20 protein-coding genes are annotated in these 22,105 nt (G+C 71.7%); 9 read left to right on the top strand and 11 right to left on the bottom strand.

Features of this window, described 5'->3' with window-relative positions; translation table 11 throughout:
• The first annotated feature begins 14 nt into the window (after positions 1–14).
• The gene (locus AB0N17_RS08610; RefSeq protein WP_366010409.1) at positions 15–1,658 is read left to right on the top strand and encodes a hypothetical protein; all 1,644 of its coding nucleotides are present in this window, start codon (positions 15–17) and stop codon (positions 1,656–1,658) included.
• A 95-nt stretch (positions 1,659–1,753) separates the two neighbouring features.
• Positions 1,754–2,005: a DUF6458 family protein gene (locus AB0N17_RS08605; RefSeq protein ID WP_366010408.1), complete on the top strand. Its 252-nt coding sequence runs from the start codon at positions 1,754–1,756 to the stop codon at positions 2,003–2,005.
• Between the two features lie 12 nt (positions 2,006–2,017).
• Here the strand turns inward: AB0N17_RS08605 and AB0N17_RS08600 are convergent, their stop codons facing one another.
• Both AB0N17_RS08600 and AB0N17_RS08595 read right to left on the bottom strand, forming a co-directional pair.
• The gene (locus AB0N17_RS08600; protein ID WP_366010407.1) at positions 2,018–3,865 is read right to left on the bottom strand and encodes an NHL domain-containing thioredoxin family protein; all 1,848 of its coding nucleotides are present in this window, start codon (positions 3,863–3,865) and stop codon (positions 2,018–2,020) included.
• A gap of 44 nt (positions 3,866–3,909) precedes the next feature.
• A complete protein-coding gene (locus AB0N17_RS08595; protein ID WP_366010406.1) occupies positions 3,910–4,323 on the bottom strand; it encodes a cupin domain-containing protein in 414 nt (137 codons plus the stop codon).
• Between the two features lie 52 nt (positions 4,324–4,375).
• On the opposite strand from AB0N17_RS08595, the gene AB0N17_RS08590 reads away from it, so the two are divergent.
• A complete protein-coding gene (locus AB0N17_RS08590; RefSeq protein WP_366010405.1) occupies positions 4,376–5,380 on the top strand; it encodes a helix-turn-helix domain-containing protein in 1,005 nt (334 codons plus the stop codon).
• Positions 5,381–5,412: 32 nt separating this feature from the next.
• Positions 5,413–5,907, top strand: a complete 495-nt coding sequence (locus AB0N17_RS08585; RefSeq protein ID WP_366010404.1) for an LURP-one-related family protein — start codon at positions 5,413–5,415, stop codon at positions 5,905–5,907.
• Between the two features lie 5 nt (positions 5,908–5,912).
• On the opposite strand, the gene AB0N17_RS08580 is transcribed toward AB0N17_RS08585, so the two are convergent.
• Positions 5,913–6,713, bottom strand: coding sequence for a carbon-nitrogen family hydrolase (locus tag AB0N17_RS08580; RefSeq protein ID WP_366010403.1), 801 nt, complete (start codon positions 6,711–6,713; stop codon positions 5,913–5,915).
• 184 nt (positions 6,714–6,897) lie between these two features.
• Here AB0N17_RS08580 and AB0N17_RS08575 point away from each other — a divergent pair, with 184 nt between their 5' ends.
• Positions 6,898–7,722: a maleylpyruvate isomerase family mycothiol-dependent enzyme gene (locus AB0N17_RS08575; RefSeq protein WP_366010402.1), complete on the top strand. Its 825-nt coding sequence runs from the start codon at positions 6,898–6,900 to the stop codon at positions 7,720–7,722.
• 100 nt (positions 7,723–7,822) lie between these two features.
• Here AB0N17_RS08575 and AB0N17_RS08570 read toward each other — a convergent pair whose 3' ends face one another.
• Both AB0N17_RS08570 and AB0N17_RS08565 read right to left on the bottom strand, forming a co-directional pair.
• Complete coding sequence (locus tag AB0N17_RS08570; RefSeq protein ID WP_366010401.1) at positions 7,823–9,133, bottom strand: MFS transporter; 1,311 nt, start codon at positions 9,131–9,133, stop codon at positions 7,823–7,825.
• Positions 9,130–9,801, bottom strand: coding sequence for a GntR family transcriptional regulator (locus AB0N17_RS08565; protein WP_366010400.1), 672 nt, complete (start codon positions 9,799–9,801; stop codon positions 9,130–9,132). Before AB0N17_RS08565 ends, AB0N17_RS08570 begins: the two co-directional genes overlap by 4 nt.
• 189 nt (positions 9,802–9,990) lie before the next feature.
• On the opposite strand from AB0N17_RS08565, the gene AB0N17_RS08560 reads away from it, so the two are divergent.
• The 3 genes from AB0N17_RS08560 to AB0N17_RS08550 all read left to right on the top strand — a co-directional run bounded on the left by AB0N17_RS08560 (position 9,991) and on the right by AB0N17_RS08550 (position 12,015).
• The gene (locus tag AB0N17_RS08560) at positions 9,991–10,902 is read left to right on the top strand and encodes a D-alanyl-D-alanine carboxypeptidase (RefSeq protein WP_366010399.1); all 912 of its coding nucleotides are present in this window, start codon (positions 9,991–9,993) and stop codon (positions 10,900–10,902) included.
• A 190-nt stretch (positions 10,903–11,092) separates the two neighbouring features.
• Complete coding sequence (locus tag AB0N17_RS08555) at positions 11,093–11,551, top strand: sigma-70 family RNA polymerase sigma factor (RefSeq protein ID WP_366010398.1); 459 nt, start codon at positions 11,093–11,095, stop codon at positions 11,549–11,551.
• Positions 11,548–12,015 carry a hypothetical protein gene (locus tag AB0N17_RS08550; RefSeq protein WP_366010397.1) on the top strand — a complete coding sequence of 156 codons (468 nt, stop codon included), beginning with the start codon at positions 11,548–11,550 and terminating at the stop codon, positions 12,013–12,015. The genes AB0N17_RS08555 and AB0N17_RS08550 overlap by 4 nt, the downstream gene beginning before the upstream one ends.
• A 62-nt stretch (positions 12,016–12,077) precedes the next feature.
• Here the strand turns inward: AB0N17_RS08550 and AB0N17_RS08545 are convergent, their stop codons facing one another.
• The 5 genes from AB0N17_RS08545 to pdhA all read right to left on the bottom strand — a co-directional run bounded on the left by AB0N17_RS08545 (position 12,078) and on the right by pdhA (position 18,795).
• A complete protein-coding gene (locus AB0N17_RS08545) occupies positions 12,078–12,956 on the bottom strand; it encodes an alpha/beta hydrolase (RefSeq protein WP_366010396.1) in 879 nt (292 codons plus the stop codon).
• A 186-nt stretch (positions 12,957–13,142) separates the two neighbouring features.
• Positions 13,143–14,711: a murein biosynthesis integral membrane protein MurJ gene (murJ, locus tag AB0N17_RS08540; protein ID WP_366010395.1), complete on the bottom strand. Its 1,569-nt coding sequence runs from the start codon at positions 14,709–14,711 to the stop codon at positions 13,143–13,145.
• Positions 14,712–15,157: 446 nt separating this feature from the next.
• On the bottom strand, positions 15,158–16,540 hold the full coding sequence (locus tag AB0N17_RS08535; protein ID WP_366010394.1) for a dihydrolipoamide acetyltransferase family protein: 1,383 nt from the start codon (positions 16,538–16,540) through the stop codon (positions 15,158–15,160).
• 10 nt (positions 16,541–16,550) lie between these two features.
• Positions 16,551–17,528: an alpha-ketoacid dehydrogenase subunit beta gene (locus AB0N17_RS08530; RefSeq protein WP_366010393.1), complete on the bottom strand. Its 978-nt coding sequence runs from the start codon at positions 17,526–17,528 to the stop codon at positions 16,551–16,553.
• A 1-nt stretch (position 17,529) separates the two neighbouring features.
• Entirely contained in the window at positions 17,530–18,795 is a 1,266-nt protein-coding gene (gene pdhA / locus AB0N17_RS08525; protein ID WP_366010392.1) for a pyruvate dehydrogenase (acetyl-transferring) E1 component subunit alpha, read from the bottom strand.
• A 571-nt stretch (positions 18,796–19,366) separates the two neighbouring features.
• Between pdhA and AB0N17_RS08520 the strand changes: the two genes are divergently transcribed.
• Positions 19,367–20,380 carry a phosphotransferase gene (locus tag AB0N17_RS08520; protein WP_366010391.1) on the top strand — a complete coding sequence of 338 codons (1,014 nt, stop codon included), beginning with the start codon at positions 19,367–19,369 and terminating at the stop codon, positions 20,378–20,380.
• Positions 20,381–20,441: 61 nt separating this feature from the next.
• On the opposite strand, the gene AB0N17_RS08515 is transcribed toward AB0N17_RS08520, so the two are convergent.
• Positions 20,442–22,052, bottom strand: coding sequence for a protein kinase (locus AB0N17_RS08515; protein WP_366010390.1), 1,611 nt, complete (start codon positions 22,050–22,052; stop codon positions 20,442–20,444).
• Positions 22,053–22,105: the final 53 nt, after the last annotated feature.

The following is a 22,105-nucleotide window of genomic DNA, read 5'->3' as shown; positions in this document are numbered from 1 at the left end:
TGGGGGGACCACACGTGAAGAACAGATCCCTCGCGCTCGGCTGCGCCGGTGTCGTGGCGGCCCTGCTGCTCGGGCCGGCGGCCACCGCGCACGCGGCGACCGCGCCCCATCTGAACGGGGTGGGCAGCGACGGTGCGCCCGCCGGCGGCCTGGTCTCGGTGTACGCCGGCTCCGACAGCGCCATCACCTCGATCACGGCACACCTGTACGCGCCGGACTCGGCCGCCGACGCCCCCGAGGTCGCCGAGGTCAGCGACTTCACCCGGGTGTCCGGCACCGACACCCAGGGCGTGTGGCGCACCAGCACCCCGCTGCGCCTTTCCGCGCTCGGCACCTACCACGTCGTGGTCGACCTGGAGGACGCCGACGGGGACACCTCGTCGCTCCAGGGGACGGGCGGCTACGACTACTGGCTCCAGGCGCACCTGTCCGACTTCCAGGTCACGCCCCGGAACCCGGACTTCGAGCACCAGACCGTCTCCGTCTCCGGGCGCTACACCGTCGAGGACCCGCGCACCGGCACGACCGGACCCGCGGGCGGGCAGGTGATGCTCTCGACGTCCAACTGGAACGACTCGCCCAAGGTCCCGCTCGACGCCGACGGCCGTTTCTCGTACTCCTACCACCAGACCGACGCCTACGGCCCCCAGGTCAGCCCCTGGCTCTACCCCGACACCACCGACCCCGTCGCCCCCGACTCCACCAGCGTGGACGTCGTTCCCGTGCAGTCCGACACCCGGGTGACCCTCGACGCCTCCGAACTCCAGGCGACGGACGGGCAGCCGGCAGCGGTCTCCGGCAAGGCGGAGTACTACCTCGACGGGCAGTGGAAGCCCCTGCCCGGCGTCACCGTCACCGAGCTCTACGCCAGCGACACCGGTGCCGCCGCCGCCCGCCCCGTCACCGACGCGGACGGCCGCTTCACCGGACAGCTGACCCTGCCGCACTCGGGCACGGTCGAGGTCCAGATCTACGGCGGCACCTACCTGAAGAACAGCCCGGAGCAGACGCTCAAGCTGTACGTCGCGAAGAAGACGTCGATCACGGGCTTCACGGCCACGCTCGACAAGTACTCCCAGCTGACCGCCAAGGGCCTGCTGAACACCGGCAAGAGCATGCCCGCCGACCTCTACTACAAGGTCGGCCTGCAGTACTCGGCGGACGGCAGGACCGGCTGGAAGACCATGAAGACGGTCACGCCCGGCAACTTCGAGCCCGGCACCGGCGCGACCTTCAAGGGCACCTTCGCCACCTCGTACAAGGGCTACTACCGGGCCCACTTCGCCGGCGACGGCCGCAACTGGCAGGAGTCGTACAGCCCGGTCGTCCACGTCCAGCGCACCCCGACCCGGATCACCGGCGGCAACGCCGCGCCCGAACCGGTCCGCAAGGGGCACACCCTCACCTACAAGGGCAAGCTGCAGTACTCCTCCTCGGGCACCTGGAAGGCCTACGCCGGACAGAAGGTGAAGATCCTCTTCCGCCCCAAGGGCTCCAGCACCTGGTACGACATGGGCAACGCCACCACCCACACGGACGGCACCTTCAGCAAGGCCAACACGGCGTCGAAGGACGGCACCTGGGTCGCGGTGCTGCTGTACCCGAACAGCACCCACCTCACCAGCGCCGGGTACGAGGACTACGTCGACGTGGTCTGAGCGCGCGTCAACCGCCGCCCGGGACATGTCCGGGGCGGCGGGGGGTACCCGGACGGCACCGGAGATTCCGGAACCGAAAGGGGAGGCGAGTTCTCATGGGACTTGGAGGATGCATCATCCTCATCGCCGTGGGGGCCATCCTCACGTTCGCGACCGACTGGCACATGCACGGCGTCAACCTCACGGTCGTCGGCGTGATCCTGATGGCGGTGGGCCTGATCGGCGTGGCCACCTTCAGCGGGATCGCACGACGCCGGCGGGTCATGGTGCCCCCGACGCCGGTGGTGGAGGAGGAACCGCACCACCACCACCGTGTCGACGGCTACAGCGACGGCTACGGCGTCTGACGCGACGCCTGCCTACTGCTCGTCCATGCCCGCCAGGACGAGCGGCAGGCGGTCCGCCCCGCCCTCGGTGACGCGGACCGGGACGCCCCAGTCCTGCTGGTGCACATGGCAGGCGGGGTACCCTCCCCCGGTCTTCGACCGGGAGGTGCCCCCAGCCGGGTTGTCGTCGCAGCTGGCGGCCATCGCCGACACGTGCAGGACGCCTTCCGCGACGGCCGGGTTCAGCTCCAGGTCGCGGCAGAGGTCCGTGTCCGCTCCCTCGCCCTTGAGCAGCAGCTCGGGCGGGGTCGAGGAGACCAGGAGGCGGGTCGAGGGGCCGTAGCGGGTGTCCAGCTTCTGGCCCGCCGGGGCCTGGAAGATCACGTCCAGGCGGAGACCGCCGGGGGCGACCTCCGTGGCCGCGCGCTGGGTGCGGTGGGCGACCGACTCCACGCGGACCGCCTCCTCGGGCAGCCGCAGCCGGGTCAGACGGTGCCGGGCCGACTCCACGACCACGATGTCCTCGCCGACCAGCACGGCGTCGCTCGGCTCGCGCAGATCCGTGGCGAGCGTGGTGACCTCGCCGGTGGCGGGGTCGAAGCGGCGCAGGGCGTGGTTGTAGGTGTCGGCGACGGCCACCGACCCGTCGGGGAGGGCCGTCACGCCCAGCGGGTGCTGGAGGAGGGCCTGGCCGGCGGCGCCGTCGCGGTGCCCGAAGTCGAACAGACCGGTGCCGACCGCCGTGTGGACGTGCCCGTCGAGGTCCACCCAGCGCAGGGCGCTCGTCTCGGAGTCGGCGAGCCAGAGCCGGTCGTCGGTCGCGGCGAGACCGGACGGCTGCGCGAACCAGGCCTCCGGGCCGGGGCCGTCCACCAGGCCCTCGTTGGTGGTGCCGGCCGCCACGGCGACGGTGCCGCCGGCCGGGTCGTACGCCCACAACTGGTGGACGCCCGCCATGGCGATCCACACCTTGCCGGCGAAGAACGCCACGTCCCAGGGCGAGGAGAGGTCCACCTCGCGGGCCGGGCCGGACGTCGCCGACCCCTGCCACCACTGCCGGCCGGTGCCGGCCAGCGTCGACACCTCACCGGAGGCGAGGTCGAGGCGGCGCAGGGCGTGGTTGACCGTGTCGGCGACCACCACCGAGCCGTCCGCCAGCAGGGCGAGCCCCTGCGGCTCGCTGAAGCAGGCCTGCCCGGGGCCGCCGTCCGCGAAGCCGCGAGCGCCCGAGCCGATCCGCCGTACGACCGTCTCGGCGTCCTCGGCCAGCTCCACCAGCTGGTGCCGGGTGGTGTCGCTGACCAGGAAGCGCCCCGACGGCAGCAGAAGGGCCTTGCCGGGGAAGCGGAGCGTCGTCGGCTCCGGCTCCGGCGGCACGTACGGGCCGTCGCCGCGGCGCAGGGTGCCCTTCGCCCCGTGCTCGGCCTCCAGCTCCTCGACCAGCCGCTCGATGGCGTGCACATGCCCCTCGCCGGCGTGCTGGGCGACGACGTACCCCTCGGGGTCGACGACGACGAGGGTCGGCCAGGCCCGGACCGCGTACTGCTTCCAGGTCGCCAGCTCCGGGTCGTCCAGCACGGGGTGCTCCACGCCGTACCGCTCCACCGCGTCGACGACCGCACGGTGCTCCGCCTCGTGCACGAACTTCGGTGAGTGCACCCCGACGACCACGACCGTGTCCCGGTGCTTCTCCTCCAGCTCCCGCAGCTCGTCCAGGACGTGCAGGCAGTTCACACAGCAGAAGGTCCAGAAGTCGAGGACGACGATGCGTCCGCGCAGGTCGGCCAGGGTGTACTGCTTGTCCCCCGTGTTCAGCCAGCCGCCCTTGCCGATCAGCTCGGGGGCGCGGACGCGGGCGCGTCGGGGTGCGGAGTCGGTCATGGCTCCAAGGGTGCCACCCGGCTCCGACAACCACCGAGGTGCGGTCAGGTCAGCGCGTGCCCCGTGGTCGCGTCCACGTGGTCCGGTACCTCGTCGTGACGGTCGCCGACGGTCGAGGTCCCGGTGGGTTCGAGGAGCAGGATCTGCGTGGGCACGGGCGCGTACGGCTTGTGCTCGGTGCCGCGCGGGACGGTGAACACCGATCCCCTGGGCAGGACGACCGTGCGCTCGCCGGCCGGTTCGCGCAGACCGATGTGCAGTTCGCCGTCGAGGACCAGGAAGAACTCGTCGGTGTCGTCGTGGACGTGCCACAGGTGTTCGCCCTCGACCTTGGCGACGCGCACGTCGTAGTCGTTGACGGTGGTGACGATGCGGGGGCTCCACCGCTCGGTGAAGGAGGCGAGAGCGCTGTCCAGGGAGACGGGTCCGACGGGTTCGGTGGCTTCGGTGGATTCCATGAAGTCATCGTCCGGGGTGCAGGCGGCGCCGTGCGAGTGCTAGGAATCGCACATGCCGCAAGGATCCTCTCAACCGCCGCACCGGGTCGTGGTGATCGTCGACACGGGCACCAACCCCTTCGAGGTCGGGGTCGCCACCGAGCTGTTCGGGCTGCCCCGGCCGGAACTCGGGCTGCCGGGACCGCTGTACGAGGTGACGTTGTGCACGCCCGCGCGTGAAGTGCGCATGAACCACGGCTTCTTCACCATGACCGGCCTGGCCGACCTGACCGCGGCGGACACCGCGGACACCCTGATCGTGCCCGGCCGGCCGGACAACGTCGTCCCGCGCGGTGCGGACGTCCTCGACGCCATCCGCCGTGCCCACGTGCGCGGGGCGCGCATCGTCAGCTTCTGCACCGGCAGTTTCGCGCTCGCCGAGGCCGGTCTGCTGGACGGCCGCCGCGCGGCGACGCACTGGCTGTGGGCCGACACCTTCCGCAGGCTGCATCCCCGGGTGCTGCTGGAGCCGGACGTCCTCTTCGTGGACGACGGCGACGTCCTGACCGCGGCCGGCAGTGCCGCCGCGCTCGACCTCGGCCTGCACGTCTGGCGCCGCGACCACGGGGCCGAGCGCGCGAACGCCGTCTCCCGCCGGCTCGTCTTCGCCGCCCACCGGGACGGCGGCCAGCGGCAGTTCGTGGAACGGCCCGTCCCCGAGGTCCCCGACGAGTCGCTCGGCCCGCTGCTGGCCTGGGCGCAGGAGCGCCTGGACGAGCCGCTGACGGTGGCGGACCTCGCGGCCCGGGCGGCCGTCAGCCCGGCCACACTGCACCGCCGCTTCCGCACCCAGCTGGGTACGACGCCGCTGGCCTGGCTCACCGGGGAGAGGGTGACGCTGGCCTGCCGGCTGATCGAGCGGGGCGAGGACCGGCTGGACGTGGTGGCGGCCCGCAGCGGGCTGGGTACGGCGGCCAACCTGCGGGCCCGGCTGCGCCGGGAGACGGGGCTCAGTCCCTCGGCCTACCGCAGGCGTTTCGGCCCGGCGCGCGAGGGGGCGAACGGCGCGGTCCTGTGACGATCGGCGGATACCGGGGAAGCGCTAACGGTATGAGATTCCTCGTACGCGACCGGCTCCTCGGTATCGGTGACGACTACTGGATCGAGGACGAGCACGGCCGGAAGGTGTTCCTCGTCGACGGCAAGGCGATGCGGCTGAGGGACACCTGGGAGCTGAAGGACGCCCAGGGGCGCGTCCTGATCGACATCCACCAGAAGATGCTCGCCCTGCGGGACACGATGGTGATCGAGCGGGACGGCGAAGGCCTGGCCAGGATCAAGCGCAAACGGCTGTCGCTGCTGCGCAACCACTACCGCGTCTCGCTGGTCGACGGCACCGAACTGGACGTCAGCGGCAAGATCCTGGACCGCGAGTTCGCCGTCGAGTACGACGGCGAACTCCTCGCGGTGATCTCCCGGCGCTGGCTGCACGTCCGGGAGACCTACGGCGTCGACGTCGTGCGGGAGGACGCGGACCCGGCGCTTCTCATCGCGGTGACGGTGTGCGTGATCCACCTCGCGGAGAAGGAGCGGGAGGAGGACTGAGCGGGTCAGCCCTGGTGGCGGGGCGGCCGCAGGCCCAGCACCCGGTCCTTGAGGGCCGGGAACTGCTCGCGGGTGGCCGCCACCTTCCCCGGGTCGAACTCGACGGTGAGGACCTCCTCGCCGGCCCCCGCCTCGGCGAGCACCTCACCCCAGGGATCCACCACGATCGAGTGACCCGCCTGCGGAACTCCGGCATGGGTCCCGGCCGTTCCACAGGCGAGCACGAACGCCTGGTTCTCCACCGCCCGCGCCTGAGCCAGCAGCGTCCAGTGCGCGCGTCGCCGCTCGGGCCAGCCCGCCGGGACCACCAGCGTCTCGGCGCCGGCGTCGACCAGTCCGCGGAAGAGTTCGGGGAAACGGAGGTCGTAGCAGGTCGCCACGCCGAGGGTGGTTCCGGGCAGCCGGACCGTCACCAGGTCCCGCCCGGCGCCCATCAGGACGGCCTCGCCCTTGTCGAAGCCGAAGCGGTGGATCTTGCGGTAGGCGGCGGCGAGCTCACCTGAGGGGGAGAAGACGAGAGAGGTGTTGTAAAGGGGACCGTCGGGGTCGCGCTCGGGGACCGAGCCCGCGTGCAGCCACACGCCCGCGTCGCTCGCCGCCTTGGCCATGACCTCGTACGTCGGCCCTTCGAGCGGCTCGGCCTCGCGGCCGAACTCCTCGTAGGCGAAGGCGCCGGTGGTCCACAGCTCGGGCAGCACCACCAGGTCGGACCCCGCCTGTTCCCGGACGAGCGCGGCCACGCGCTGCCGCCGGGAGTCGACCGGTTCGTCCTCGTTCACGGCGATCTGGATCAGCGAGGCGCGCACACTACCACCGTCCTGGCATTCGAGTCGTCCATACAGGCCTACGATCGTCACACGAAAGCACTGCCGGGGTGCCTGCCAGCAGCGTAACTTAGCCTCTCAAGACACCCGCTGAAGTGCCGCCCGCCGCCCGCCGGCAACGCCGCCACAACCTGCCCGTGTACCGACCGCCGAGGGGTCCCGTTCCGTGAGTCTGCATCCCACCCTCCAGCCCTACGCCGACGCCTGGACGCACTCGATCGACGCGATATCCGAGATGGTGCAGCCCCTGGCCGAGGGTGAGTGGAACAGGCGGACCCCGTGCCCGGGCTGGTCGGTCCGGGACGTCGTGTCGCACGTCATCGGCATGGACTGCGAGATGCTCGGCGACCCGCGGCCCATCCACTCCCTGCCCCGTGACCTCTTCCACGTCACCACCGAGCACCAGCGCTACATGGAGATGCAGGTCGACGTCCGCCGGCACCACACGGCGCCGGAGATGACGGCCGAGCTGGAGTACACGGTCATCCGCCGCAACCGCCAGCTGCGCAACGAGGCCCGCGAGCCCGGCAGCACGATGCGCGGCCCGCTGGGCACGGAGATCACCCTGGAACAGGCCTACCGTGCCCGGGCCTTCGACGTGTGGGTGCACGAGCAGGACCTGCGCACGGCCCTCGGCCGCCCCGGCAACCTGGACTCGCCGGGCGCGTACGTGGCCCGGGACATGCTCCTGGAGGCCCTGCCCAAGGTGGTCGCCAAGGACGCGGAGGCGCCCCGCAGCTCGGCGATCGTGTTCGACGTCCACGGGCCGGTGGAGTTCCTGCGCACCATCCGCGTGGACATCCAGGGCCGCGGCACCCTGGAGACGACGCCCGCGCTGGGCCCGGCCGCCACCATCACCCTGGACTGGGAGACCTACGTCCGCCTGGCCTGCGGCCGGGTCGGCGCGGAGTCGGTGGCGGACCGCATCAAGACCGAGGGCGACCCGGACCTGACGGCGGCGATCCTGCGCAACTTCACGGTGACGCCGTAGGCCGTGCCGGGGCGGGAGGCCCCCGACGGCGGGGGTCCGGACGGCTCGCCCCGCTTCCCTGCCGACCACAAGCCGGTGGTGCGCGGGTGGCAGAGCCCGGTCAGGCCGCGGGCACGTGCACCGTCTCGACCCGGCTGGAGACCAGCCGCTCCCGCTCCCGCCGAGCCGCGCGCCCCCGGAGCCGCAGGATCTGCGACACACCGAGCGCCTGCAGCACGAACACGGCGCTGAACGCGACGGTGTAGTCGTCCCCGGTGGCGTCCAGCAGCACCCCGATCGCGAACAGCGTCGTCATGGAGGCGATGAACCCACCCATGTTGGTGATCCCGGAGGCCGTGCCCTGCCGCTCGGGCGGGTTGGCCGGCCGGGCGAAGTCAAAACCGATCATCGAGGCCGGTCCGCACGCCCCCAGCACCGTGCACAACACCACCAGCAGCCACATCGGCGCATGCTCCCCGGGGTAGACCAGCGTCACCGCCCAGACCAGCGCCGTCGCCCCCACCGTGCCCAGCGCCAGCGGCAGCCGCGCCGCATGGTGCCGGGCGACGACCTGGCCGTAGACGAGCCCGACGACCATGTTGGACAGCACCACCAGGGTCAGCAGCTCACCGGCCGTGCCCCGGCTCAGCCCCTGCGCCTGCACCAGGAACGGCAGCCCCCACAGCAGCAGGAAGACCATCGCCGGGAACTGGGTGGTGAAGTGCACCCACAGCCCCAGCCGGGTCCCAGGCTCGCGCCAGGACGCGGCGATCTGGCGCCGGACATAGGCGGCGCCCTGGTGCGGGGACGGCTCCGGTTCGTATCCCTCGGGATGGTCCTTGAGGAACAGCAGCGTCAGGGCGAGGACCAGCACGCCCGCCAGTGCGCTGCCCGCGAACGCCGGCGTCCAGCCGATGCCGTGCAGCAGCCGGGCCAGGACCAGCGTGGAGACCAGGTTGCCGGCCATGCCGACGAGCCCCGCGAACTGGGCGACCATCGGCCCGCGCCGGACCGGGAACCAGCGGGTGCCGAGCCGCAGCACACTGATGAACGTCATCGCGTCGCCGCAGCCCAGCAGCGCCCGGGAGGCGAGGGCGGTGCCGTACGACGGCGAGAAGGCGAAGCCCAGCTGCCCGGCGGTGAACAGCACCGCGCCGATGCTGAGCACCTTCTTGGTGCCGAGCCGGTCGACCAGCAGGCCGACGGGTATCTGCATGCCCGCGTAGACCAGCAGCTGGAGGATCGAGAACGTCGACAGCGCGGAGGCGCCCACATGGAACCGGTCGGCCGCGTCGAGTCCGGCCACTCCCAGCGACGTACGGAAGATGACGGCGACGAAGTAGACGGCCACCCCTATGGACCACACGGCGACGGCCCGCCGGCCGCCCGGTGGATCCCCCGGAAGGGTGGCGTTGCCCGCCGTGGCGCTCATCGGACCTCACCCCGCGCGAGGTGCGAGAACCAGCTCACATGCCGGTGCACGACGCCGACGGCCGCCTCCGCGTCCCCGGAGCGCAGCGCGTCCAGGATCTCCTCGTGCTCCGCGAGCGTCTTGGCGATCCGGTCGGGGTGGGAGTGCATGACGGCGACGCCCATCCGCAGCTGGCGGTCGCGCAGCTGGTCGTAGAGCCGGGCCAGGATCTCGTTGCCGCCGCTGCGCACGATCTCGGCGTGGAAGCAGCGGTCGGTCACCGCGGCCGCGGCCAGGTCACCGGCGGCGGCCTGCGCCTTCTGCCGCTCCAGCAGCTCGGCCAGCCGCTCCACCAGTCCCGGCGGGGCGGGCACCGCCTTGCGGGCGGCGTGCTCCTCGACCAGCAGCCGGGTCTCCACCACGTCGGCGATCTCCTGCGCGGAGACCGGCAGGACCATGGCGCCCTTCTTCGGGTAGAGCCGGATGAGGCCCTCCGCCTCCAGCCGCAGCAGCGCCTCCCGGACAGGGGTGCGGGAAACTCCCACGGCCTCGGCCAGCTCCCCCTCGGTGAGGAGGGTGCCGCCCTCGTAACGGCGGTCGAGGACGCCCTGCTTGACGTGGGCGTAGACGCGGTCGGCGGCGGGGGGCTGCTTCATGGGTCGGGCGGGCTGCTGGACGGCCGTTTTCATGCCGACATGATAGATACAACGCGTACACATGCGGGGGCGCGGTCCACCATGCGGACATGGCGAAAATCTCTCGCAGCGACCGCACAACCATGTGTGCTACTTACATGTCTCACACTTGCGGCCCTACGCTCCCTGCCACCGCAACCGGCCGCACTTCAGGGGCATTTCAGACAATCGGGGTATCTTACTTTGATTACCGGCATTAAGGGCACCCGCGCCACCCGCGTCCGCCGAGCCGCCGCCGTCGCCGTCACCTCCGGCGCGCTGCTGGCCGCCGGCGCCGTCGCCGCGGCACCCGCGCAGGCCGTCACGACGCCCTCGATCGTGGCCAAGGGCGGCTACGTGATGAACAACTCGAGCGGTTCGACGCTGTACACCAAGGCGGCGGACACCCAGCGCTCCACCGGCTCCACCACCAAGATCATGACCGCCAAGGTCGTGCTCGCGCAGTCGAACCTCAACCTCGACAAGAAGGTGGTGATCCAGAAGGCGTACAGCGACTACGTCGTCAAGAACAACGCCTCCCAGGCGCACCTGATCGTCGGCGACAAGGTCACCGTCCGCCAGCTGCTGTACGGCCTGATGCTGCCGTCCGGCTGCGACGCCGCCTACGCGCTCGCCGACACCTACGGCTCGGGCTCCACCCGCGCCGCGCGCGTGTCGAACTTCATCGGCAAGATGAACAGCGCCGCCAAGAGCCTGGGCCTGAAGAACACGCACTTCGACTCGTTCGACGGCATCGGCAACGGCAACAACTACTCGACGCCGCGCGACCTGACGAAGATCGCCAGCAGCGCGATGAAGAGCTCCACGTTCCGCACGATCGTCAAGACGAAGTCGTACACCGCCAAGACGGTCACCAAGTCGGGCGGCACCCGCACGATGGGCGCGTGGACGAACACCAACGGGCTGCTCAGCAGCTACAGCGGCACCATCGGTGTGAAGACGGGCTCCGGCCCGGAGGCCGGCTACTGCCTGGTCTTCGCCGCCACCCGCAACGGCAAGACCGTCATCGGCACCGTACTCGCCTCCACCTCCATCCCGAACCGCGAGGCGGACGCGAAGAAGCTGCTCAACTACGGCTTCGCCAAGCTCGGCTGACGCCCGCACGACCCCACGGGCCCGTCGCACACAGCGGCGGGCCCGTCCTGCTGCCCGCGGCATCGACACCGCGTCGACGACCGAAGCGAAGGAAGGTGCCGACATCCAGGGGGAGACGGACGGCCGTGCCGAACCGTGGGACACGGCCGCCACGCTGGTCCGGGCCGCCCAGCGCGGGGACGCGCTGGCCATGGACGAACTGCTGGCACTGGTCACGCCCTACGTGACCCGGCTGTGCCGCCCGCTCGCGCCGCACGACGTCGCCGACGCCGTGCAGGAGTCGCTGCTCGCCGTCTTCAAGGGGCTGCGCGGCCTGCGTGATCCACAGGCCTTCTACGGCTGGGTGCGTACGGCGACCGTGCGCGAGGCGGTCCGGGTCGCGCGCCGCACCGCCACCGAGGAACCGGCCGACCCCGCGGACCTGGCCCGCCTCGGCGGACTGCGGCCGGGCCCCGACGGGCAGCTGCCCGCCGACGTACGGGACGTGCTGGCCCGGCTGCCGGTCCGGCACCGCGCCGTCCTGGTCCTGCGCGAACTGGAGGGCCTCGACGAGGCCACGGTCGCCCGCCTGCTCGGAGTGCCCCAGGGCACCGTCAAGTCCCGGCTGCACCGGGCCCGTTCCTCGTTCCGGAAGGCGTGGTCGCGATGACTGTCCCCGAAGAGGTGACCCCGGCGGGTGCTCCCGACCCCGTACGGCGGCTGCGGGTACTGGCGGCCGGCCTGCGCGCCGGCATGTACGCGGAGGAGCGTCTGGCGCTCCCGTACGACCGGGTGTGGGCGGTGGCCTCCGACCTGGAGGGGGAACTGCCGCACCTGGTCCCGTTCCTGCGGGAGTTCCGCGTGACCGGTGACCGGGCGCTGGCGGTGGGCCGCTGGAAGGTGTCGGAACCGTTCGAGGTACGGCTCGCCCCGGGCTGGTGCCTGATGCAGTCCCGCCTGGTCGTGGGCGGTATGGCGGCCGTGCCGGAGGCCGGGGGCACCCGCTTCGCGGTCCTCGGCGCCGGCCGCCCCACCACCCTCCGCCCCGCCCAGTGGCTCTACGGCCGCCTGCTCGGCGAACGGCGGGGGCAGGCGTTCCTGCACCGGGTCGCCGAACGGGCGGAGCTGCGGTAGCGCGCGTTCGCAGGGGCGGGGGAGCCGCGTCGGCGCGTGCCGGAAGGGCGGACGGAGCCGGATCAGTGGCGGAAGAGCGCGCGGACCGCTTCGGCCACCTCCTGGGGCCGCTCCTGCGGCAGGTAGTGCCCTGCCCCCGGCACCAGGCGCACGCTCAGCTCATCGGCGTACGGCTCCGCACCCGCCAGCAGCGACGGTACGACGACGGTGTCCCGCTCCCCGCCGAGCAGCAGCGTCGGCACGGTCAGCCGCTGCCGCCGCGCGGTGCCGCGCACCAGTGCCGGGATGTCGTGCAGCACGTACTGCCAGAACAACTGCTGCCCGGCGACGGCGCTCACCGAGGCGGCCTCGGCGTACTCGGCGAGTTCGGTCCGCGTCCACACGGCCGGGTCGGCGGCCTGACGGCGCAGCAGGAACCGGGTGAAGCCCGGCCAGTGCCGCAGGACGGCGCGTCCGAGCACCGGGTACTCGACGAACGCGGTGTACCACAGGCGCCACAGGTTGGGCAGGACGGCGCCGTGGCGGGGCCAGGGGTGGGACATGTTGAGGGCGAGGTACGCGGAGAACCGTTCCGGCGCCCGCAAGCACAGCCGGAACCCCAGGTGGGCCCCCCAGTCGTGCCCGACGAGGCCGACCCGCTCCCGTCCGAGCGCATCGAGCAGCGCGAGCATGTCCTCGGCCAGGCCGTCCATGTCGTGACCGCGCGCGGTGATCCCCGACCAGCCGAAGCCCCGCAGGTCGGGGCAGAGCAGCCGGTACCCCTGCGGGAGCAGCGCCGCGACCTTGTGCCAGGCGTACCAGTGCTGCGGAAACCCGTGCAACATCAGCAGCGGGGTGCCGCTGCCGTACTCGGCGAGATGCAGCCGGGTCCCGCGGACGTCCAGCCAGCGGTGCGCGGCGCGCTCGTCCCGCGGCAGTGGACGGTCGGTGTGCGATGCCATGCAAGCCCCCACTCGGGCCGGTGCGGTCCCCCGTCGGGCCCGCGTCGCCGGGTCAGGAGGAGGGGCGTGCCCGAAAGGTTCCACCCTGTTTTTTTCCGAGGGGGACGTCCGGGTGGCTCGGCCTTTCCGAGGGGGACTTCCGGACGGCTCAGCGCGGGCCGGGCGGCTCAGCGCAGTTCGGGTGGCTCAGCGCAGGCCGGGCAGCCGGCGCAGTTCGGGCAGGCGCAGGAGACGGCCGAGGAGGAGGTAGGCCAGGGCCAGGACCAGGGTGCCGGCGACGGTGGTGAGGGCCGTGCCCGCCGTGCCACCGCCCAGCACCCCGGCGCACCCGCGCGCCGCGCCCCAGCCGGCCACCGCCGCGCCGCCCCCGGCGCACAGCAGCTTGGCGTACGTCGTGCGCAGCGTGCCGTCGTCGAGCCGGCCGCCGGTGCGGCGGGCCAGCAGGCGCGCGGTGAGGACGAGTCCGGCGGCGTAGGAGACGGTGTAGGCGCCGGCCATTCCGGTGACCGCCCACCGCGCGGGCAGCAGCAGATGGCAGGCGGTGGCGAGCGCGATGTTCACCACCTGGGTCCACACGGCCATGAAGAACGGCGTCCGGGTGTCCTCGAAGGCGTAGAAGCCGCGCAGCAGCAGGTACTGGGCGGAGAACGGGATCAGTCCGAGCCCGAAGGCCTGGAGCATGTACCCGAGGGGCCGGACGGTGGCCGGGCCGGCGGCGCCGTGCGCGAAGAGCAGGGTGGCGATGTCCGGCCCGAGCGCGGTGAAGAGGAAGGCGGCCGGGACGATGACGACACCGCTGACCCGCAGCGCCCGGGAGAGATCGGCACGCAGATCACCGATCCGGCCCTCGGTCACGGCCTTGCTCATCCGGGGAAGCAGAGCGGTGACGAGCGAAACGGTGACGATGGACTGGGGCAGCATCCAGATGGTCTGCGCGTAGCTGTACGCCGTGTAGCCGACGCCGGCCTTCGGCAGTCGCGCGTCGGCGGCGTTGGCGTAGTTCGTGACGACGGTGAGCCCGACCAGGTTGGTCAGCACGAACAGCAGCGTCCATTTGGCCGCGTGGACCCCGGAGCCGAGCCCCGACCCGCGCCAGTCGAAGCGCGGCCGGAAGCGGAAGCCGGCGGCGCGGGCGAACGGCACGAGGGCGAGGGCCTGCACGGCGATCCCGGCCGTGGTGCCGGCCCCGAGCCAGCGGACCTGGGCGTCGGTGATGTCGGTGATGGAACGGGGGACGGTCATCATCCCGAGATAGACGCCGAACATCGCCACGAGGACGACGTTGTTCAGCACGGGCGTCCACATCATCGCCCCGAACTTCTCGCGGGCGTTCAGCACTTGACCGAGGATGGCGAACAGCCCGTAGAAGAAGATCTGCGGCAGCAGGAAGCGGGCGAAGACGACCGTCAGCCGGTACGCGTCGTGCTCCTTGGGGGTGTCCCGTATGTACAGGCTCACGATGTCCGGCGCCGCCCAGACGGCGAGCAGGGTGCCGACCGCCAGCACGCTGACGACCAGGGTCACGAGCCGCTGCTCGTACGCCCGCCCGCCATCGGCGTGGGTGGCCCGGGCCCGTACCAACTGCGGCACCAGCACGGCGTTCAGCGCACCGCCGATCAGCAGGGTGTACAGGCTGGTCGGCACGGTGTTGGCGGTGTTGTACGTGGTGGCGAGGAGCCCGGTCCCGAGCGCGGCCCCCTGCAGCACCTGCCGGACGAGCCCACTGGCCCGCGACACGACGGTCCCCCCGGCCATGAGCACAGAGGCCCGCCCGACCCCGGCCACCGCTCTTGGCTTCGCATGCCGAGCTGCGATCTTCTCCCCCGCTACCATGCGGTAACTCTACGGGAGTCGTTTTCGGCGACCTTCACTCGCAATTGTGGACTTCGGCCTTGCAATTGGCATCGATCGAGTCGCAGACGCAGACGCAGACCGTGCAGCAGGAGGGACTGGCCCTGCAGAAGGAAAGGCTTGATCGTCCCGGTGCTCGTCGAGTCGGGCGCGCTGCGCGCAACGACGGACGCGCTCGCCGCCCGTACGGGGCTCCCGGGGCGGGGCTGAGGACGGGGCGCCGGTGTACGTGCTCCACCAGAGCTGAGGGGAAAGCCGAGGGGAAACCTGAGGAGAAAAGGAGAAGGGGCGGCCGCAACTGGAATTTGCGGCCGTCCCTTCAGACGTCCGAGGCTGTCGCCCGGACCCCCTTACGCCCAGCTGATCAGCCTCTTCGGCTGCTCCAGGATCGCCGCCACGTCCGCCAGCACCTTCGAGCCCAGCTCACCGTCGACCAGACGGTGGTCGAAGCTCAGCGCCAGCGTCGTCACCTGACGCGGCTTGACCTTGCCCTTGTGCACCCACGGCTGGAGCTTGATCGCACCGATCGCGAGGATCGCGGACTCGCCGGGGTTGAGGATGGGCGTGCCGGTGTCGACGCCGAAGACGCCGACGTTGGTGATGGTCACCGTGCCGCCCTGCATCGCGGCCGGCGAGGTCTTGCCCTCGCGGGCCGTCGACACCAGTTCACCGAGGGACTCGGCGAGCCGGGGCAGTGTCTTGTCGTGCGCGTCCTTGATGTTCGGCACGATCAGGCCGCGAGGGGTGGCCGCCGCGATGCCCAGGTTGACGTAGTGCTTGTGCACGATCTCCTGGCCGGCCTCGTCCCAGGAGGCGTTGATCTCGGGGTTGCGCTTGATGGCGACCAGCAGGGCCTTGGCGATCAGCAGCAGCGGGTTGACCCGCAGGCCCTGGAACTCCTTGTCCTGCTTCAGCTCCTCGACCAGCTTCATCGTGCGGGTCACGTCCACCGTCACGAACTCGGTGACGTGGGGCGCGGTGAACGCCGAGCCGACCATGGCCGCCGCGGTCGCCTTGCGGACGCCCTTGACCGGGATCCGGGTCTCACGCGCACCGTCGTACGACGTGACCGGCGCCGGCGCCACCGGGGCGGCGGCGACGGGGGCCGTCTGCTCGGCGGGCTTCGGGGCCGCCGCCGCGTGGACGTCCTCGCGGGTGATGACGCCGTCCGGGCCGGACGGGGTGATGGTGTCCAGGTCGACGCCGAGATCCTTGGCCAGCTTGCGGACCGGCGGCTTGGCCAGCGGGCGCGCCTTGTCGGCGACCGGCGCGTGACCGTTCAGCTCGGACTGGATCGCCTGGGCCGGGGCCGGCACGGTGACCTCGGGGCCCTTGCGGGGGCGCCGCTTGGTGGAGGAGGTGGCCACGCCGTAGCCGACCAGGACCGGCTGACGGCCCTCCGGCTTGGGCTCCTCCTCGGCCGGCTGGGCGGGCGCGGCCTCGGGCTGCGCCGCCTCCGGTGCCGCCGGGCCGCCCGCCACGTCCACCGCGATGATCACGGTGCCCACGTCGACCGTGGTGCCCTCGGGGAAGTGCAGCTCGCGGACCACGCCGTCGTAGGGGATGGGGAGTTCGACGGCCGCCTTGGCGGTCTCGACCTCGCACACCACCTGGCCGTCGGTGACCGTGTCGCCGGGCTGGACGTACCACTTGAGGATCTCGGCCTCGGTGAGCCCCTCACCCACGTCCGGCATCTTGAACTCGCGTACGGACGCTTCCGTCATCGTCGTCACGACCCTCTCCTCAGTACGCCAGCGAGCGGTCGACGGCGTCGAGCACGCGGTCCAGGTCCGGCAGGTACTCCTCCTCCAGCCGCGCCGGTGGGTACGGGGCGTGGTAGCCGCCGACCCGCAGCACGGGCGCTTCCAGGTGATAGAAGCAGCGCTCGGTGATCCGCGCGGCGATCTCCGCGCCCGAGCCGAAGAACACCGGTGCCTCGTGCACCACGACCAGCCGGCGGGTCTTCTCCACCGAGGTCTGGATCGCGTCGAAGTCCAGCGGGGAGACCGAGCGCAGGTCCAGGACCTCCAGCGACTTGCCCTCCTCGGCCGCCGCCGCGGCGACCTCCTGGCACAGCTTCACCATCGGACCGTAGGCGGCCAGGGTGAGGTCCGTGCCCTCGCGCACGACCTGCGCCTTGTGCAGCGGGGCCGGGATGGCCTCGAAGTCGACCTCGGCCTTGTCCCAGTAGCGGCGCTTGGGCTCGAAGTAGATCACCGGGTCGTCGCTCTGGATGGCCTGCTGCATCATCCAGTACGCGTCGGAGGCGTTCGACGGGGAGACGATCTTCAGGCCGGCGACGTGCGCGAACAGGGCCTCGGGGGACTCCGAGTGGTGCTCGACCGCGCCGATGCCGCCGCCGTAGGGGATCCGGACGACGACCGGCATCTTCACCTTGCCCAGCGAGCGGGCGTGCATCTTGGCCAGCTGCGTGACGATCTGGTCGTAGGCGGGGAAGACGAACCCGTCGAACTGGATCTCCACCACCGGCCGGTAACCGCGCAGGGCCAGGCCGATCGCGGCGCCCACGATGCCGGACTCCGCCAGCGGGGTGTCGATGACCCGGCTGTCGCCGAAGTCCTTCTGCAGGCCGTCCGTCACCCGGAACACGCCGCCGAGCTTGCCGACGTCCTCGCCCATGACCAGGACCTTGGGGTCGGCGTCCAGCGCACGGCGCAGCGACTCGTTGATGGCCTTGGCCATCGCCATCTTCTCACCCATCTCAGCGACCCTCCTCACCCGCGGCGAAGCCGCTCTCGGACCCAGTCGCGAACGACGCCTGGTAGGCGGCGAACTGGGCGCGCTCCTCGTCGACGAGCGCGTGCCCGTCCGCGTACACGTTCTCGAAGATGGCGAAGTGGTCCGGGTCGGGCATGGCGCGGACCGCCTCGCGTACTCGTTTGCCCAACGTCTCGGACTCGGCCTCGAGTTCCGCGAAGAATCCCTCGTCCGCGTGGTTTGAGGCCTCCAGGTACCGGCGAAGGCGCAGGATCGGGTCCTTGGCCTCCCAGGCCTGGCGCTCCTCGTCGCCCCGGTAGCGGGTCGGGTCGTCGGAGGTCGTGTGCGCGCCCATCCGGTAGGTGAACGCCTCCACGAGGGTGGGGCCCTCACCGGCCCGGGCGCGCTCCAGCGCCCACTTGGTGACCGCCAGGCAGGCCAGCACGTCGTTGCCGTCCACGCGCACGCCCGGGAAGCCGAAGCCCTGCGCGCGCTGGTAGAGCGGCACGCGGGTCTGCTTCTCGGTCGGCTCGGAGATCGCCCACTGGTTGTTCTGGCAGAAGAACACCACCGGCGCGTTGTAGACCGCGGAGAAGGTGAACGATTCGGCTACGTCGCCCTGGCTGCTCGCGCCGTCGCCGAAGTAGGCGATGACCGCACTGTCCGCGCCGTCCTTGGTGATGCCCATCGCGTAGCCGGTGGCGTGCAGCGTCTGGGAGCCGATGACGATCGTGTACAGGTGGAAGTTGTTGCTGTTGGGGTCCCAGCCGCCGTTGTTCACACCGCGGAACATGCCCAGCAGGTTGGTCGGGTCGACGTCGCGGCACCAGGCGACGCCGTGCTCGCGGTAGGTCGGGAAGACGTAGTCGTCGTCGCGCAGGGCCCGGCCGGAGCCGATCTGGGCGGCCTCCTGGCCCAGCAGGGAGGCCCACAGGCCCAGCTCGCCCTGGCGCTGCAGGGCGGTGGCCTCGGCGTCGAAGCGACGGGTGAGCACCATGTCGCGGTACAGGCCACGCAGGTCTTCGGGGGTGATGCCGGCGACGTAGGAGTCGTACTCGGCGTTCTTGACCCGCTTGCCCTCGGGCGTCAGAAGCTGCACGAGCTCGGGCTCGGTGCTCTTCTTCGCGGTGGCGCGAGGGGCGCGGGTGGTGCGCTTGGTGCCGGCGGTCCCGGTCGTGTCACCGGTGGTGCCGGTCTTGCTGCCGGTGGTGCCGGCTTTGCCTGCGGCGCTGCGTCGCGGCTTGCGCGTGGCACTGCTGTCCACGGTCACGTGTGCTCCTCCGTCGTTCCGGCCCCCGGGGTTGCCGGTAGGCCAGTGCGGCTCACCTGTTTCGACCACCGGGCACGGGGTGGGTGCCACTCGGCCGGGAACAGGCGTGACAGGTGCCCCGGCGAGCGCCCTGCAACCATCACGTTACCCAGTGCTCCACATTTCTGTGAAACCCCACCTGACCTGCGATTTTGCTTGGATTTCCAAGTAAATCGGGGAGGTGTGCAAGCGTGCTGGTCACAGCCTTGCTTCAGGCCGGAGCAACCGCACGTTATCCCGCGCACCCAGGTCACGGGAAGAGTCGTCTGTGAGACCGACCTCATGGGCGAAGGCGGAAAAGTCAGGTTATTTCTTTGCGCCGATCATGAAATGCTTCGCCGGGGCGGCCGGATCGTATGCCCGCGGAAAAGGGCGAGGGTCGCGGAAACATTTGATAAAGCCCGTCGCGTGACCGAAAGCGACCGTCGACGACTGCCTGTGACAACGCGCAGCTCACAGCGTCTTTTCGTGCCCTAGCATCTGCGGCGTGCCGCGCTCATGTGTACCACCCCCCGTACCCCACGCGCCCCCTGTGGGCACCCTGCTGCGCCTGTACGCCGCCGGTTCCGCCCTCACCTGTGAACCGGTCGACCAGGGCCTGCTCAACCGCGGCTACCGGCTGTGCACCACACGCGGCCGCTACTTCCTGAAACACCACTTCGACCCCGACACCGCCGACCCCGCCGCCATCGAGCGCCGGCACCGCGCCACCCAGCGCCTGGCCGACCTCGGCGTCCCGGTCTCCGTACCGCTCGCGCACCGCGAGGGCCGCACGGTCGCCGTCGTCGGCGGCCACGCCTACGCCCTGCACCCCTGGATCGACGGCCGGCACCGGGACGGCGGCCAGCTGACCCGCGGGGAGAGCGCCCGCCTGGGGGCGCTGCTGGGCGCCGTACACGCCTGTCTGGAGCGTGTGATGCCCCCGAAGGGGCGTACCCGCCCGGCCACGAGCCCCCATCCCGTGGAGAGCGCCGACCCGGCCGACACCTTCGCCCTGATCGACGACCTGCTCGGCCGGGTGAGCCGCCACCGCCCCGCGGACGCGTTCGACGAGCTGGCCCGGCACCGGCTGCTGGAACGCCGGGCCCTGCTGGAGCAGCACGCGGACCGGCGCCCGCCGCGCGGCGGCTCGGTGGGCTGGGTGCACGGCGACTTCCACCCGTTCAACCTGCTCTACAAGGACGACGCCCCGGCGGCCATCGTCGACTGGGACCGGCTCGGCGTGCAGCCCCGCGCCGAGGAGGCCGTGCGCGCCGCCGCGATCTTCTTCGTCCGGCCTGCGGGCGCGCTGGACCTGCCGAAGGTGCGCGCCTACGCGCGCGCGTACCGGCGCGCGGCCGGCGCCTCGCCCTCGGAGCTGGCGGCGGCCGTGCACCGGGTGTGGTGGGAGCGGCTGAACGACTTCTGGATGCTGCGCTGGCACTACGAGCGCGGCGACACGCGCGCGGACTGCCAGTTCCCGGCCGCGTCGGCGCTCGCGGTGTGGTGGACGCGCGAGTACGACGCGGTGTGCGACGCGTTCGTGTGCGACGCGTTCGTGCGGTGAGCGGGCGGCCCGGGACGTCGGCGGCTCACAGAGCCGGCGTCCCGGTCGCCGTGGGTGTCCTTCAAGGACCGGTGTCGCCGGTGCTGCCGTCCGTCGTGCTGCCGTCGGCGCCGTTCGTGGTCGTCCCGTCCGTACCGCCGGCCGTCGGATCCGTCGGCTGCGACTGCGAGGTCTGCGGGTCCGTCGGCTGCGACTGCGAGGTCTGCGGGTCCGTCGGCTCGTCGGTCGGGCCGGTGGGGTCCGGCTGCGTCGGGGTGTACGACGGCGGCGCGGACTGGGTGTAGCCGGACGTCGAGCCCGTGTCCGAGCTGTTGTCGTCGGTGGTGCCCGACGGCTGGGTATTGGTGTCGTCGGACGGGCTCGCGCTGTTTGAGTCGTCCTTCGTGGACTTCGAGTGGGTCGTCGTCGGCTTGGTGTCGGTGCCGCTGCCGCCGCTGCCGCCGGTGCCGCCCGTGCCCTTGACCGCCAGCGCGACACCGGCCGCGATCGCGATCACCGCGAGGACGGCGAGGATCCACAGCTTGCCGCGTCCGCTGCCCTTGTTGCCGTGCCCCTCGAAGCCTCCGTCGTCACCGTTGCCGTACCCGTTCGGCAGGATCGGCTGCGGGATCTGGGTGGTGCCCGAGCCGAAGGCGCCGCCCGGGTGCTGCATCACGGTCGTCCCGGCGAAGCCGGCCGCCGGGGTGTGCCGGCCGTCGTGCGTCTCCACCGGGCCGGTGTTCCAGGTGCCGGTGTGGCCGCCCTGGTCGTACAGCATCTGCAGGCCGTACTGGACCAGGCCGCGCATCTCCTCGGCCGTCTGGAAGCGGTCGTCCGGCTCCTTGGCGAGGGAGCGCATGACCAGGCCGTCCAGCTCCGGCGGGACGCCGTCGGAGACCTGCGACGGGGGCGTCGGGATGTCCTGGACGTGCTGGTAGACCACCGACAGCGGGGTCTCGCCGGTGAAGGGGGGCCGCAGGGAGAGGAGCTCGTACAGCAGGCAGCCGGTCGCGTACAGGTCGGAGCGGTGGTCGACGGCCTTGCCGAGCGCCTGCTCCGGGGAGAGGTACTGCGGGGTGCCCATGACCATGCCGGTCTGCGTCATCGTCGTCGACGCGCCGTGCAGGGCGCGGGCGATGCCGAAGTCCATCACCTTGACCGCACCGCTGTGGGTGATGATCACGTTGGCCGGCTTGATGTCGCGGTGCACGATGCCGTGCTGGTGCGAGTAGGCGAGCGCTTCCAGCACCCCGGAGACGATGATCAGCGCCTGCTCGGGGCCGGGGGCCTCGGCGTTCAGCAGCAGATCGCGGATGGTGCGGCCCTCGACCAGCTCCATCACGATGTACGGCACGGACTGGCCGCCGACGGCGTCCTCGCCGGAGTCGTACACGGCGACGATCGCGTGGTGGTTGAGGCCGGCGACCGACTGCGCCTCGCGCGTGAAGCGGGCCTTGGACACGGGGTCCTCGGCGAGGTCCGCGCGGAGCAGCTTGACCGCGACCGTACGGCCCAGACGGACGTCCTCGGCCGCGAAGACCTCGGCCATGCCGCCCCGGCCCAGCCGGTGGGTGAGCCGGTACCGGCCGTCGCCGACCAGCCCGCCGTTGCCCCACATCTCCGGCGCGTCCGACATACCGCCGCCAGACGCCTCGGGGTCGGACGGGCCCTGGGCGCTGTGCGTCTGTGCCATCAGTCCTCGCCGTCGTTTCTGCCCGCGGTACGCGCGGTGTTGTCACGGTCTCC

It is taken from the genome of Streptomyces sp. NPDC051133, from assembly GCF_040682635.1.
In the GTDB taxonomy this organism is placed as follows: Bacteria; Actinomycetota; Actinomycetes; order Streptomycetales; family Streptomycetaceae; genus Streptomyces.
This window is presented reverse-complemented; position numbering and strand designations above follow the sequence as displayed.

Coding starts and splice junctions, on each gene's coding strand:
- AB0N17_RS08550 (WP_366010397.1), top strand. CDS start 11,548: ATGACTGTCCCCGAAGAGGTGACCCCGGCGGGTGCTCCCGACCCCGTA.
- AB0N17_RS08530 (WP_366010393.1), bottom strand. CDS start 17,528: ATGGGTGAGAAGATGGCGATGGCCAAGGCCATCAACGAGTCGCTGCGC.
- AB0N17_RS08600 (WP_366010407.1), bottom strand. CDS start 3,865: ATGACCGACTCCGCACCCCGACGCGCCCGCGTCCGCGCCCCCGAGCTG.
- AB0N17_RS08585 (WP_366010404.1), top strand. CDS start 5,413: ATGAGATTCCTCGTACGCGACCGGCTCCTCGGTATCGGTGACGACTAC.
- AB0N17_RS08590 (WP_366010405.1), top strand. CDS start 4,376: ATGCCGCAAGGATCCTCTCAACCGCCGCACCGGGTCGTGGTGATCGTC.
- AB0N17_RS08565 (WP_366010400.1), bottom strand. CDS start 9,801: ATGAAAACGGCCGTCCAGCAGCCCGCCCGACCCATGAAGCAGCCCCCC.
- AB0N17_RS08605 (WP_366010408.1), top strand. CDS start 1,754: ATGGGACTTGGAGGATGCATCATCCTCATCGCCGTGGGGGCCATCCTC.
- AB0N17_RS08515 (WP_366010390.1), bottom strand. CDS start 22,052: ATGGCACAGACGCACAGCGCCCAGGGCCCGTCCGACCCCGAGGCGTCT.
- AB0N17_RS08545 (WP_366010396.1), bottom strand. CDS start 12,956: ATGGCATCGCACACCGACCGTCCACTGCCGCGGGACGAGCGCGCCGCG.
- AB0N17_RS08595 (WP_366010406.1), bottom strand. CDS start 4,323: ATGGAATCCACCGAAGCCACCGAACCCGTCGGACCCGTCTCCCTGGAC.
- murJ (WP_366010395.1), bottom strand. CDS start 14,711: ATGGCCGGGGGGACCGTCGTGTCGCGGGCCAGTGGGCTCGTCCGGCAG.
- AB0N17_RS08570 (WP_366010401.1), bottom strand. CDS start 9,133: ATGAGCGCCACGGCGGGCAACGCCACCCTTCCGGGGGATCCACCGGGC.
- AB0N17_RS08555 (WP_366010398.1), top strand. CDS start 11,093: ATGGACGAACTGCTGGCACTGGTCACGCCCTACGTGACCCGGCTGTGC.